This window comes from Nitrosomonas sp. Nm58, from assembly GCF_900107335.1.
Classification (GTDB): domain Bacteria; phylum Pseudomonadota; class Gammaproteobacteria; order Burkholderiales; family Nitrosomonadaceae; genus Nitrosomonas.
This window is the reverse complement of the sequence record NZ_FNPQ01000018.1, coordinates 1-12603: the sequence shown is the minus strand read 5'-3', so window position 1 is coordinate 12603 and position 12603 is coordinate 1. Positions and strand designations below refer to the sequence as shown.

The following is a 12603-nucleotide window of genomic DNA, read 5'->3' as shown; positions in this document are numbered from 1 at the left end:
CAAATTCGATGTTTAAACATTTGAGAAGGATTGCTGCCTGACTTTCTCAAAAAAACAAATCGCTGCAGCAGCAGCAGCATTGAGTGATTCCGTATTGTCCAACATGGGAATCATGACTTGCTCGCTGACCGCATGGAGTATTTCTTGCGACAATCCTGCACCCTCGTTGCCAAACACAAATGCAACCGGACCGTTGAGATCGGTCTCATAAAGATGCTGTGTAGCCTGTAAAGCGGTGGCAATGACTTTGCCGTGAAAATGCTGGGCTACCTGTACCAGATCGGATTGCTCATGAATGGTCAGCGAGAAGTGCGCTCCCATTGCCGCCCGCAGTGCTTTGGGAGACCAGGCATCCGCACAATCATCGGATAAATAAACATCACTGATGCCAGCCGCGGCAGCTGAACGCAGTATTGAACCCAGATTGCCGGGATCCTGTATCGCTTCCAGCAATGCACAAAATACCTGATTATCATTAACAGTATTAGGTTCGGATGGGGGGATAGCAATGAGTGCCAGGATGCCGGTCGGCGTTTTGACAGGGGATATCTGCCTAAACAAGGCATCACTGAAGGTCACGATATTGATTTCAGCGCGTTTACTAAATTCGCTCAACAAGTGTTTTATTTCTGCATGTTCGCATCTCGATTCATTCACGATCAGTTTGAGCGGTACTCGTTGTGCAGCATGATAGGCCTGAATGAGATGCGTACCATCGAGTAACGTCAAACGATCCAATCGCCGCTGCCGTGATGATTTTTCCAGCTTGACTAGCTGCTTGAAGAGAACATGTTCGCGGGAGGTAATGGAGTGCATGAACTTAGAGATGATTAGTTACTTAACGTGAGTTCGACATAAGGATTACATCAGCACGACTGGAAGAGCTTGTGAGGGTTTGATTAAGTGAGGGTTTTTTCTCACGGAATGTGTAAGCTACCAGTCCGGCTATCAGATTAACAAAAAAGTTAAATGGGCTGCGATGACGAGAATGCTCGATTTGCGAGATGTTTTTCAGTTGATCGTTGACAGTTTCCATGATCGAACGTTTACGCAACAAAAGTTTGCCAAACAGCGGCAGCAGCTTGCTTCTTATGTTTTTACGCAGCTTGGTGATGAGTTGTACGTTCTCCTCCCAGAGTTGCTCAAAGAGCGGCTGGGAGACATAGCCCCTGTCACCAAAGAGTTTTTCAAATAAGGAACGTGCCCGCTCTGGCACCGGGTCACGATCATCGACATTACCTGTCGTTATTCTCACGCTCAGTAATTCCCCCTGGTCATTAATGATTAAGTGCAGCTTGAATCCATAAAACCAATCTACGCGGGTCTTTTCTCTGGCAGCAAATGCTGCCATTACTTTATGTGACCAGATGGGGCGATTGTGACATGCACTGATCCCGGTCGAATCAATGAAGCTCATCCCACTGCCGCGCCTAAAACGGCTGATCAGAAAACAGCTCAACGGCACCAGCGTTACCTTGCAACAGCTCAACAAAGCGATTGTAACTCACCAGCCCTGGAAAATAAGGCCGCTCATTCCTCAATACCTGAAGGTAACAGTCCTTAGTCCGGTAACCCGACAGATGAAACCCCACCACGACTCAAACTCCTGGCAAAAATCGTCAATCGCACAAAAAATCGCTATAGTATCCATCGGAATCTGACTCCTCTCGTGATGAAGCTCTTTCCTAAAATCGTTTCATCATAAGGAATTCGGATTCCTTTTGCAGCTTTTCTTGCATCGAACTCACGTTACTTAATACCATCGATTGAAAGCCTGGCATAAATGGATGATTATTGAGGAATTCAGTAACGGAGTTACTTTCACAAAAGCTGTGCATGAAGCAATTGCAATCGTTCTGGTGTACCGATATCCATCCACATGCCTGGGTAATACTCCCCGCTCGCTTTGTCTGAAGTGATTACTTGGCGTAATAAAGGTGAAAGTTTGGTTGCGATGCCAGGCACGACCTGGTTGAAGAGTGTAGGGTGATACACACCAATGCCGCTAAAAGTGAGCTTGTGATGCCCCGATGTTGCGAGCCGACCCTGCTCTAGAAAAAAGTCACCGTCAGGATGATGAGGGGGGTTATCGACCAGGATTAAATGAGCAAGATCGCCATCAGGATTTGTCTGGAATCGCTGCAATACCGCTAGTAAGGTGCGGTAATCCATCTGGCAGAATATATCTGCATTGATGACCAGGAAAGGCTGGCTTGCTGAGAGATTAGTTAACAGGGGGAGCGCGTTGGCTATTCCACCAGCTGTTTCCAGTATGGTAGTCTCTTTTGAATAAGTAATAGTGAGTCCATAGCGCTGACCATCACCTAATGCCGATTCGATCTTGTAACCTAGATAAGCATGATTAATGACGATATCTATAAAACCAGCCTGTGCCAGATTTTGTAGATGATATTCGATCAGCATTCGATTTCCGGCACGAAGCAATGGCTTGGGTAACGTATCGGTCAGAGGACGCATGCGCTCGCCTCGGCCTGCTGCTAGAATCATGGCTTTAAATGAATGATCTAACATCTCTTAGAAGGTATAACCAATCTTTGTGGATTGAATGCCTTCAAGCTGATCCAATAGACCAAACAGTGGATGAAGTTCCCGATAGCGTTTGCATGCCTTGCGTAAATAATCCATAACCAGTGGCATATTTCTGAGATAGGCATCTTTATGATCTCGATGGTAAAGCCGTGCGAAAATACCCAGTACTTTGAGATGGCGTTGGATACCCATCCACTCAAAATCTCGATAAAAATCAGAGAAATTAGCCGTTACGGGGAGCCCTGCCTTGCGCGCTTTTTCCCAGTAACGGATGACCCAGTCCAATATTTGTGCTTCTTCCCAATGGATATAGGCATCTTTAAATAGAGAAACCAGATCGTAGGTAATCGGACCATGGACTGCATCCTGAAAATCAATAATACCTGGGTTGGGGGTGGTCATCATTAAATTGCGGGAGTGATAATCGCGATGAACAAATACCTGGGGTTGAGCAAGATTATTCTGAAGAATGCGTGAGAAGACGATGGTCATGTCATTGACCTGCTTTTGATTAAGTGTTACTTGTAAATGCCGGACAATGTACCACTCCGGAAATAAATCTAATTCTCTCCTGAGCAACGTTTCATCGTATTCAGGGAATGTATGCACCTGACTGATCAGCTGAATCTTAATCAGCGCATCGATTGCATCCTTATAAAGCTCATCTGCGGCGGCTGGATTTGTTTCCAGTGTTTGTAAGTAAGTGGTGCTTCCCAGGTCAGAGAGTAATAAAAAACCTTGCGTCAGGTTCTGTGCCAATATAGTAGGTACATGAACGTTTGCTGTGGCAAATACTTTAGCTGCATGGAGGAAAGGCGTACAGTTTTCCAGCTGCGGTGGCGCATCCATGGCAACCATGGTTTGTGTATCTATCGTGATACGAAAATAACGACGAAAACTGGCATCAGCAGAAGCAGGGGAAAGCTCGAAAGATTTACCAGGAAATTCTGCTTTTATCCAATTCTCCAGAAGTTGCAAACGTTCGATAGTCATGAATCAATATTGTATAAAAAAGAAAAGGATCATCGCACAGGATTTTGTTTTGTAACAGCCTTCGATACTCGTTTACTGGTTGCCTATTTGTTTGAAGTATGCGATTTTATCTTGTAAATGCTGTAACCAGGCTTATATAGTTGGTACTCGGTAATTAATCAATGCTAATGGAGAAAAAAATGATTAACAAAAACGTTCTGGATGAAATCGGCGCCAAGATCAGTGAAATTGTGGCGCAAAGTCCAGCTAAGGATATTGAAAGGAATATGCGCGCCATGCTGACAAGCATGCTTTCTCGCTTGGATGTGGTGACGCGTGAAGAGTTTGATGTGCAACAAGAAGTGCTTAAACGTACACGCGCAAAATTGACCGAGCTAGAAGAAAAAGTTGCGGCACTGGAGAATCAATTGAAGCCTACTACCTCAGATACTGTTGTAGGCGATGCAAATTATGAAGGCTAGAATTTAGAGTAAATATTTCCTGGTAGTTAGATTTCTGGTTGCCCGGTTTCCCTGGTGTGAGCTTATTAACTCGCTGATAACAGGAGATATTTCTATTACACTCCTTATTCTTCATGTCGCTGGCTATCCTTTATAGTCGTGCACTATCAGGTATGGAAGCGCCACTGGTCACCGTGGAGACCCATTTATCTAATGGTTTACCCAGTTTCACGATTGTTGGATTACCTGAGACGGAAGTAAAGGAAAGTAAAGATAGAGTGCGGGCTGCGCTACAAAATGGGCGATTCAAATTCCCAGCGCAGCGTGTTACAGTCAATCTTGCACCAGCGGATTTGCCCAAGGAAAGTGGTCGATTTGATTTGCCTATCGCACTTGGCATACTGGCTGCAACCGGACAAATACCTACTGATAAGCTCGATCAGTATGAATGGGTAGGTGAGCTTTCCTTAAGTGGGGCGTTGCGACCTATCCATGGTGCGTTAGCCATGACCTATGGCGCATTACGATCAGGGCGCAGCTTTGTGCTACCGCAGCACAATGCTGCAGAAGCTTCCCTGGTCAAGGAGGCGGTCGTTTATCCTGCAACATCTTTACTTCAGATCTGCGCACATTTAACCGGGCATGAGTCGTTACAGCAGCACGCAGCGCCTTCTGAAATTGATGTTATCAATGCGGATGATTTAGACCGTCACCCGGATCTAGTCGAAGTAAAAGGTCAGGCACATGCTAAGCGTGTCCTGGAGATTGCCGCTGCAGGTGGTCATAGTATTTTGATGATTGGACCACCGGGTACAGGAAAATCGATGTTGGCTGCACGCCTTCCTGGCATTCTTCCCGCTATGACGGAGCAAGAAGCGCTTGAGTTCGCTGCCATGCAGTCGCTTGCGAGCGGACACTTCGATATCACTAACTGGAAGCGTCGCCCTTTTCGTTCGCCTCATCATACCGCATCAGCCGTTGCCATGGTGGGGGGTGGCAGCGTTCCTCGCCCAGGAGAAATTTCTCTGGCAATGCATGGTGTGTTATTTCTGGATGAACTGCCGGAGTTTGACCGTAGAGTACTGGAGGTACTCCGCGAACCACTCGAGTCGGGTTATATCACAATTTCTCGAGCAGCACGGCAAGCTAATTTTCCTGCGAGATTTCAGTTAATCGCCGCGATGAATCCATGCCCTTGTGGTTATCTAGGTCATTATGGTGGGAAGTGCCGCTGTACGCCTGATCAGGTGGCGCGCTATCGTGGAAAAATATCTGGCCCGCTACTTGATCGTATCGATATGCAGATTGAAGTACCCGCGGTACCGCAACAGGATTTACTGCATCAAGGGAAAAGTGAATCAAGCCGCATGGTGAGGGCGCGTGTCGAGACTGCTCGTCAGTATCAACTCGCGCGGCAGAATGCTACGAATGCTGTTTTGAAGGTGCATGAGATAGATAAACATTGCAAACTGGATGAACAGGGTAAGCATTTATTGGAGCATGCATTTTCCCGTTTGAATATTTCTGCACGGGCGTATCATCGTATCTTAAAGCTGGCGCGCACTATCGCAGATTTGGCAGCAAGTGAGCAGATTAATAGCAGGCATATAGCAGAAGCCATACAATATCGACGATTGGATCGAGACTAGTAAATTTTTTACTGATCGAAGTGCGGACCAATCGGTTGCCCGCTCAATAATATTCAGGTCGGGCGCAATTCTCAAAGCGTGTATATTCCCCTAGAAAGGTTAAATCGACTTTTCCAATTGGGCCATTGCGTTGTTTGCCAATAATGATCTCGGCGATTCCTTTATCCTGGGTATCTGGGTTGTATACTTCATCTCGGTAAATGAACAGAATGACATCCGCATCTTGTTCTATGGCGCCTGATTCACGCAAATCGGACATAACCGGGCGTTTGTGCGGGTTGGGCCGCTGCTCCAGGCTACGATTAAGTTGTGACAACGCAATGACAGGTACTTGTAACTCTTTCGCCAAAGCTTTGAGGGATCGCGAAATCTCAGAAATTTCAGTAGCGCGGTTTTCACTTTGGGTATGAGAAGACATGAGCTGGAGGTAATCGACTACGATTAATCCCAGTTCTCCATGCTGACGATAAAGTCGTCGTGATCGGGCCCTAAGTTCCAGGGCATTTAATGCAGCGCTTTCATCAATAAAGATAGGTGCGTCATTCAATTTGCCCAATGCATGAGTGAGTTTTGGCCAATCTTCATCTTCCAAGCGTCCAGTGCGCACCTTGTGTTGATCAAGCCTGCCTATTGAGCCCAGCATACGCATCGCGAGTTGTGCGCCACCCATTTCCATACTAAATACAGCAGCTGGTTTATTGAGTGCTAATGCCACATGTTCTGCAATATTAAGGGCAAAAGCTGTTTTTCCCATAGATGGCCTACCTGCCACGATGATAAGGTCTCCAGGCTGAAAGCCTGAGGTTTTCTGGTCTAAATCATGAAAACCAGATGCAATGCCCGTGACATCACTCGGATTGTCGCGGCTATACAGCATTTCAATACGTTCTACGACCTGCTTTAATAGCGGCTGGATATCGATAAACCCCTGCTTGCCACGAGCACCAATTTCAGCAATCTCAAATATTTTGCTTTCCGCTTCGTCCAAGAGGTTTGATGCAGAACGTCCTGCCGGATTATAGGCAGAGTCGGCGATTTGTGTGCTGATCTGAGCAAGCTTACGCATAATGGAGCGTTCTCTCACTATTTCAGCATAGCGGCGGATATTAGCAGCTGTTGGCGTATTTTGTACTATCGAACCGATATAAGCCAGTCCTCCAACATTCTGTAATTCAGCTGTGTTTTCAAGTGATTCCGCTACAGTAATAACATCAGCAGGTTTATTTTGCTCTATTAGGTTGCAGATATGGTGATAGATGAGCTGATGATCTTGCCGATAAAAGTCGGTGTGAGTAATGATATCTGCTATTTTGTCCCATGCGTGATTATCCAGCATTAATCCACCTAATACCGATTGTTCGGCTTCAACTGAATGAGGTGGTGTCTTGTAAATTTCTAATAACTCATTATGAGCTATGCTAATTGGGGATTGAACCATAGGAATCCGATAGAATCTACAAACACTGATAGAAAAGATTCTATCATTGAATGATGAGAATAAAAAAAGGACTGTTGCCAGTCCTTTTCATAATAAAATTAGAAACGCTTAGGCAGTAGCTTCGCCCAGAACTGACACGGTAATATGTGCCGATACATCACTATGCAGAGCGATGGTAAGCGTATAATCGCCTACTTGTTTGAGTTGGCCTTCTGGCATACGAATCATTGATTTATCAATAGAATAGCCTTGATCTTTAAGTGCTTCAGCGATATTTGAATTGGTAACTGAGCCAAACAATTTACCATCCAACCCACTTTTCTGGGTAATTTGCACAAGCAATCCATCCAGTTTTGCTGCGAGCGCTTGAGCACTTGTCATGGCCTCTGCCTGTTTTTTCTCTAGCTCAGCACGCTTGGATTTAAAATCAGCGATCGCCGTTTCGGTAGCCCATTTAGCCTTGCCTTGTGGTATCAGGTAATTACGAGCATACCCTCTTTTAACGTTGACGATGTCACCCAATTGTCCGAGGCTTGCAATTTTCTCCATTAGTATTACTTGCATGATATTTCTCCTCAGCTCTCAATGTCGATCAGTATAGGGCAATAACGCAAGAAAACGCGCACGCTCTATCGCTGTATTTAACTGGCGCTGATAATATGCTTTTGTTCCGGTAATACGAGCAGGAATGATTTTGCCATTCTCACTGATAAAGTCTTTCAATATATCGATATCTTTATAGTCGATCGTTTTGATACCTTCTACTGTAAAGCGACAAAACTTTTTACGTTTAAATAATGGACGATTAGCCATTTTTTCCTTGGCTTTGATTTTACTATCTTTATTTCTTGTGAATCTCATCGTGATTTTCCTATTTCCTAAATATTTATATGGTATCGATATGCGTTACATGCAATGCTAGCTGGGTACTGATTTTATTTCTTTTTGCAAGAAATCCAGTTAGCTTAACGACGCTGCCAACTTCCATGCCAGAAATTGTTTTAGCCATATCAGCTAATGCTACAGCAAAAATTTCGCAAGTTACCCGACGCTGAATGCTTGCCTCAATCTTATTCGAGATATGGCTTATCTCGAATTCTATAATTGCTTTCCCCGCAGGGGTATAACGCAACTGGGCAAGCTTTACAATTTTCCCGCAAATGATAGTCTGATTACAATTCAATAGCTTACCTGATTCTAGACTTCAGCGCTGGTTTTTTCAGATATATCCTCTATCCCGGCTTCTGTGCTTTTTTGTGCGATTTCTGGATTATCTCCTACGTCATCACTAGCTGTAGATAGCTTGGCTTTATCTTCCTGCATCATGATTGATGGTGTGGTGATGGCCTGATCCATTTTGATTGTTAGGTGTCTAAGTACAGCATCACTGAACTTGAAAGCATGTTCAAGCTCGCCTAGCGTTTCCTGGTTACATTCGATATTCATTAGGACATAGTGCGCTTTGTGTACTTTCTGAATAAGGTAGGCAAGTTGACGGCGCCCCCAGTCTTCGACACGATGAATTTTTCCATCTTTTGATGTAACGATCCCGCGGTAGCGTTCAATCATCGCAGGTACTTGTTCACTTTGATCTGGGTGAACGATAAAAACAATTTCGTAATGTCTCATAATATCCCTATGGGTAAAGCTTCCCGCTAATATTGTATGTTTGCGATGAAGCAAGGTTTAAAAAAGTGCAGCCACAACACTATAGTAACGCAACGTATTTTACTGAATTAATTGGAAAACATCAAAATAACTTTACTATCCTAAGCTAGGATTAAGTGTGTCGAAGCTAAGAAGACTGGATGCGAGGCACTGGATATAATTACCTTATAAATTACTTGGCTAAAGCGTTTCTGAAGAAAGTCGTCAGGTCCGCGAAGCTTACCCTCGACTCTGGTCGGGGAAGGCGGGTATTCAGTCCGTTGATTTTTGGCCTTGTTATAATTTCGTTTTCTGGGTTCCCGGCCTGCATGGGAACAAGGAAATTGAACTTGTCCAAGAGTTCCTTAATTGAAATGTGTAAACCTAAAGCCAATCACTGGTAACATACGCAGTTAATTTGGAGACTAAATTGGAAAAATTTTCTACTGAATTAATTTTTTCTGTCAACCATTAATATTATTATATTATCGATAAAAATTAGATAGATCATTCAATGACAAAACTAAGAAATGATACCCTCATACGGGCATTACTACGTCAACCGACTGAATATACTCCTGTATGGCTGATGCGACAGGCTGGACGCTATTTGCCTGAATACAACCAGACACGTGCTCGTGCAGGCGATTTTCTATCGTTATGCAAGAATCCTAATTTTGCCACGGAAGTAACCATGCAGCCATTAGCCCGCTTTCCATTGGATGCTGCCATTTTATTTTCCGACATTCTTACCATACCTGATGCAATGGGATTGGGGTTATATTTTGCAGAAGGAGAGGGGCCACGATTTGAGCGACCTTTGCGTGAAGAATGGGAAATACGTTCTCTTATCGTGCCTGATCCTGATGTGCATTTGCGTTATGTTATCGATGCAGTTTCACAAATTCGTAAGGCATTGAGTGGCCAGGTTCCGCTCATCGGTTTTTCCGGCAGTCCATTTACACTTGCATGCTATATGGTGGAAGGATGTGGAGGCACCGATTTCCGTCAAATCAAGACCTTGCTATATCAACGCCCTGATCTGCTGCACCATATTCTCGATATCAATGCGCAGGCAGTCACAGCGTATTTGAATGCTCAAATTGAGGCGGGAGCCCAAGCTATCATGATATTTGATACTTGGGGTGGAGCGTTGTCGCATTCTGCTTACCTGGAGTTTTCTTTGAATTATATGACGCAAATTATTGCAGGGTTAAAGCGTGAGCAGGATGGGGTGCGTATTCCCAACATTATCTTTACTAAGGGTGGAGGGCTGTGGCTGGAAAAAATGGTCGATAGTCAATGTGATGCGATAGGGCTTGATTGGACAATAGATATTGGTGAAGCACGTCGCCGCGTGCATGATAGCGTTGCATTGCAAGGAAATCTTGATCCTGGGGTATTATTCGCCACAACAGATACGATTACTGCTGAGGTTGAAAAAGTTTTGGCTAGTTATGGTCGTGGTACCGGGCATGTATTTAATCTTGGTCATGGGATTTCTCAGTTTACTCCTCCCGAAAATGCATTGACTCTTGTGGAAGCTGTTCATACACTTAGTCGTAAGTATCATATGGATTAGTTTGTTGTCTCTAATACGATCACGATCAATATTTTTTGCATATGCGTATACTCATTATCGAAGATGACCAGGCGATAGCCACGAATCTTTATGATTACCTGGAATCGCGTGGTCATAGTGCTGATGCCGCGCTTGATGGGATGACAGGATTTCGTCTTGCAAGCACGCAATCGTTTGATGTCATCTTGCTCGATCTGAAATTACCTAAATTAGACGGTATGACGTTATGCCACAAGCTTCGTCATGAATGCGAAATTGATGTGCCAATATTAATGCTAACAGCGCGTGATACGTTAGAAGATAAGCTAATCGGTTTTGAGAATGGAGCGGATGATTATCTGGTTAAACCATTTGCACTTAAAGAAGTTGAAGCGCGCTTAACCGCGATGCATAAGCGATATAAAGGAAAAGTTGCTGTACGAAAATTGGAAGTGGGTGATCTTTCTTTTGACCCAAAAACGTTATCGATTCGTTTTAAGGATCATGATGTTAAATTGCCACCGAAGTGTATTCGGTTACTCGCGCTATTGATGAGTGAACCAGGGCGCGTCTTCAGTCGCAAGGAGCTGGAGCATGAAGCTTGGGAAGAAGAGCAGGAAACGAGTGATACGCTGCGTAGTCATATGCATGTACTGAGACGGGCTTTAACAAAAGCTGGCGGATATGATCCCATTGAAACGGTTCATGGTCTAGGTTACTGTCTGAGTTCTGGTGTTCAAGACTAAATACGGCATTCGTCTGCGTGGCATTCGCCTGCGTGTGACGCTGGCGCTTGCAATTTTCTCTATCATCACTGTCGGTGCGCTTGCTGTCAGTCTTTATTTTGCTTCTGATGATATTGAAGAAGCGCATATCACACAGATTATGAAGACTGAGATGAATCATGTGATTCATCACTACCGTCAGCATACCAGCTTTACGCCGCAAGTAGGATCCAGTCTTAGAAGTTACATGATACATAACGGTACCGATGATTCGCATTTGCCTGATTATCTGCAAAGACTGACCTCTGGGTCGCATAAAATATTCCATTATGGTGAGGAAATTCGTATTTTAGTTAGACATGCAGATGACGCAAAATTTATTGTTGCATACCAAATTGGACTTCATGAGCAGCGGCAGCGTGAGTTTAGGTTTCTCGTTGTCTTATCCTTGATTACAGTTGTTGCGATTGCCTTTTTGATAGGGTATTTGCTTGCTGGTTTGTTGGTAAAGCAGGTAACGGATCTGGCCGAACGAGTAAAGCGTTTGTTACCCGCCAATCATAATGCACAAGGTCTGGTCTCGAATAATATCCAGTGTGTGTCATTGAGTCAGCCTGGCCAGGATGAAGAAGTTGCGCAGCTTGCGCGCACACTGGAAGATTACCAGTACCGCATCGTGCGAATGCTGCAGCGTGAACAGGAGTTTACCGCCAATATTAGTCATGAACTTCGCACTCCAATTACAGCTATTTTGACTAGCTGTGAATTACTGCTTGCTGAACAAAATTTATCCAGTAAAGCGTACACTCGAATAAAAAATATCGAGGCGGTCTCTTTCCGTATGAGTGAGCAAGTACAAGCATTACTCTTTCTGGCGCGCGAGCAGGCTTTGGGTACGATGGAGCCTGTTGCTATTGCTGAGTGTGTTTATGATGCAGTTGAGCAATTTTGTGAGGAAATATATAAAAAAAATCTTGCGCTTGACGTGTCCATTAAACCAGGTCTTGTGCTGACTTTAAATAGACAGGCATTGTATACCGTCCTTGTTAATATACTACGAAATGCGGTCCAATATACTGAGCAGGGGTTTATTCGGATCAGCTTTAATAATAAGTGCTTATCAATTGCCGATTCAGGTATTGGTATTGAGCCTGCTTTCATGCCTTTTCTTTATGAACGCTTTTTTCGTGGATCTAAAAAAACGCAAGGATTAGGAATCGGGCTCGTGATTGTTAAACGTATTTGTGATTACTATGATTGGAAGATTGAAGTTGATAGCACCCCTGGAAATGGAGCAGTTTTTCATATCCTTTTTCCTTAAGGCATAAGAATTTCTAGTGTTGTAGGTATTTAGTCGGCCCTGCAAAATTCACCCGGCTGCTAATGTAGATTTAGCATGCCGAGTATTCACATCAACAGTCAGAAGTTCGCTCCTGATAGAATTGACCAGCTGAAGCAATAAAATGCGTAAAAAAGCCGTCTTCAGCCCCAGGCGAACCATTGCTCGCAGCAACCAGCGTAGGTTGTAACCCGTTGCACACAGTACTGCATGGAGCGCATCGCCCAGTTTTCCCTGTAACCAGCAACGATCCATTCGGTG

The 12603-nt window shown here is 44.4% G+C and carries 13 protein-coding genes and 2 pseudogenes; 5 read left to right on the top strand and 10 right to left on the bottom strand.

What is annotated here, in order from left to right; translation table 11 throughout:
• Window positions 1-12: 12 nt before the first annotated feature.
• The 4 genes and pseudogenes from BLW34_RS08490 to BLW34_RS08475 all read right to left on the bottom strand — a co-directional run bounded on the left by BLW34_RS08490 (window position 13) and on the right by BLW34_RS08475 (window position 3537).
• Window positions 13-816: a TrmH family RNA methyltransferase gene (locus BLW34_RS08490; protein ID WP_090578229.1), complete on the bottom strand. Its 804-nt coding sequence runs from the start codon at window positions 814-816 to the stop codon at window positions 13-15.
• Window positions 817-838: 22 nt separating this feature from the next.
• Window positions 839-1651 (bottom strand): annotated as a pseudogene (locus BLW34_RS08485) (IS982 family transposase).
• Between the two features lie 170 nt (window positions 1652-1821).
• The gene (gene murU / locus BLW34_RS08480) at window positions 1822-2508 is read right to left on the bottom strand and encodes an N-acetylmuramate alpha-1-phosphate uridylyltransferase MurU (RefSeq protein WP_090578338.1); all 687 of its coding nucleotides are present in this window, start codon (window positions 2506-2508) and stop codon (window positions 1822-1824) included.
• A 27-nt stretch (window positions 2509-2535) separates the two neighbouring features.
• A complete protein-coding gene (locus BLW34_RS08475; RefSeq protein WP_090578335.1) occupies window positions 2536-3537 on the bottom strand; it encodes an aminoglycoside phosphotransferase family protein in 1002 nt (333 codons plus the stop codon).
• A gap of 185 nt (window positions 3538-3722) precedes the next feature.
• On the opposite strand from BLW34_RS08475, the gene BLW34_RS08470 reads away from it, so the two are divergent.
• Both BLW34_RS08470 and BLW34_RS08465 read left to right on the top strand, forming a co-directional pair.
• Window positions 3723-4004, top strand: coding sequence for an accessory factor UbiK family protein (locus BLW34_RS08470; protein ID WP_090578227.1), 282 nt, complete (start codon window positions 3723-3725; stop codon window positions 4002-4004).
• Between the two features lie 113 nt (window positions 4005-4117).
• The gene (locus BLW34_RS08465; RefSeq protein ID WP_090578223.1) at window positions 4118-5632 is read left to right on the top strand and encodes a YifB family Mg chelatase-like AAA ATPase; all 1515 of its coding nucleotides are present in this window, start codon (window positions 4118-4120) and stop codon (window positions 5630-5632) included.
• A gap of 43 nt (window positions 5633-5675) precedes the next feature.
• Here BLW34_RS08465 and dnaB read toward each other — a convergent pair whose 3' ends face one another.
• The 5 genes from dnaB to rpsF form a co-directional block, all read right to left on the bottom strand.
• The gene (dnaB, locus tag BLW34_RS08460) at window positions 5676-7070 is read right to left on the bottom strand and encodes a replicative DNA helicase (protein WP_090543156.1); all 1395 of its coding nucleotides are present in this window, start codon (window positions 7068-7070) and stop codon (window positions 5676-5678) included.
• Window positions 7071-7178: 108 nt separating this feature from the next.
• A complete protein-coding gene (rplI, locus tag BLW34_RS08455; protein WP_090543154.1) occupies window positions 7179-7634 on the bottom strand; it encodes a 50S ribosomal protein L9 in 456 nt (151 codons plus the stop codon).
• A gap of 18 nt (window positions 7635-7652) precedes the next feature.
• Window positions 7653-7931 carry a 30S ribosomal protein S18 gene (rpsR, locus tag BLW34_RS08450; RefSeq protein ID WP_090543152.1) on the bottom strand — a complete coding sequence of 93 codons (279 nt, stop codon included), beginning with the start codon at window positions 7929-7931 and terminating at the stop codon, window positions 7653-7655.
• 25 nt (window positions 7932-7956) lie between these two features.
• Window positions 7957-8253: a primosomal replication protein N gene (gene priB / locus BLW34_RS08445; protein ID WP_090578220.1), complete on the bottom strand. Its 297-nt coding sequence runs from the start codon at window positions 8251-8253 to the stop codon at window positions 7957-7959.
• A 14-nt stretch (window positions 8254-8267) separates the two neighbouring features.
• Entirely contained in the window at window positions 8268-8699 is a 432-nt protein-coding gene (rpsF, locus tag BLW34_RS08440) for a 30S ribosomal protein S6 (RefSeq protein ID WP_090578217.1), read from the bottom strand.
• Window positions 8700-9231: 532 nt separating this feature from the next.
• Between rpsF and hemE the strand changes: the two genes are divergently transcribed.
• From hemE to BLW34_RS08425, 3 genes are read left to right on the top strand one after another with little or no spacing between them, the layout of a single operon-like run.
• On the top strand, window positions 9232-10299 hold the full coding sequence (gene hemE / locus BLW34_RS08435) for a uroporphyrinogen decarboxylase (protein ID WP_090543146.1): 1068 nt from the start codon (window positions 9232-9234) through the stop codon (window positions 10297-10299).
• Between the two features lie 41 nt (window positions 10300-10340).
• Complete coding sequence (locus tag BLW34_RS08430) at window positions 10341-11024, top strand: response regulator transcription factor (protein WP_090578215.1); 684 nt, start codon at window positions 10341-10343, stop codon at window positions 11022-11024.
• Window positions 11011-12324, top strand: a complete 1314-nt coding sequence (locus tag BLW34_RS08425; RefSeq protein WP_090578212.1) for a sensor histidine kinase — start codon at window positions 11011-11013, stop codon at window positions 12322-12324. Before BLW34_RS08430 ends, BLW34_RS08425 begins: the two co-directional genes overlap by 14 nt.
• 48 nt (window positions 12325-12372) lie before the next feature.
• Here the strand turns inward: BLW34_RS08425 and BLW34_RS08420 are convergent.
• A pseudogene (locus BLW34_RS08420) lies at window positions 12373-12603 on the bottom strand (hypothetical protein); the annotation flags it as partial.

Coding starts and splice junctions, on each gene's coding strand:
- rpsR (WP_090543152.1), bottom strand. CDS start 7,931: ATGAGATTCACAAGAAATAAAGATAGTAAAATCAAAGCCAAGGAAAAA.
- rplI (WP_090543154.1), bottom strand. CDS start 7,634: ATGCAAGTAATACTAATGGAGAAAATTGCAAGCCTCGGACAATTGGGT.
- hemE (WP_090543146.1), top strand. CDS start 9,232: ATGACAAAACTAAGAAATGATACCCTCATACGGGCATTACTACGTCAA.
- dnaB (WP_090543156.1), bottom strand. CDS start 7,070: ATGGTTCAATCCCCAATTAGCATAGCTCATAATGAGTTATTAGAAATT.
- BLW34_RS08465 (WP_090578223.1), top strand. CDS start 4,118: ATGTCGCTGGCTATCCTTTATAGTCGTGCACTATCAGGTATGGAAGCG.
- murU (WP_090578338.1), bottom strand. CDS start 2,508: ATGATTCTAGCAGCAGGCCGAGGCGAGCGCATGCGTCCTCTGACCGAT.
- BLW34_RS08490 (WP_090578229.1), bottom strand. CDS start 816: ATGCACTCCATTACCTCCCGCGAACATGTTCTCTTCAAGCAGCTAGTC.
- rpsF (WP_090578217.1), bottom strand. CDS start 8,699: ATGAGACATTACGAAATTGTTTTTATCGTTCACCCAGATCAAAGTGAA.
- BLW34_RS08430 (WP_090578215.1), top strand. CDS start 10,341: ATGCGTATACTCATTATCGAAGATGACCAGGCGATAGCCACGAATCTT.
- BLW34_RS08470 (WP_090578227.1), top strand. CDS start 3,723: ATGATTAACAAAAACGTTCTGGATGAAATCGGCGCCAAGATCAGTGAA.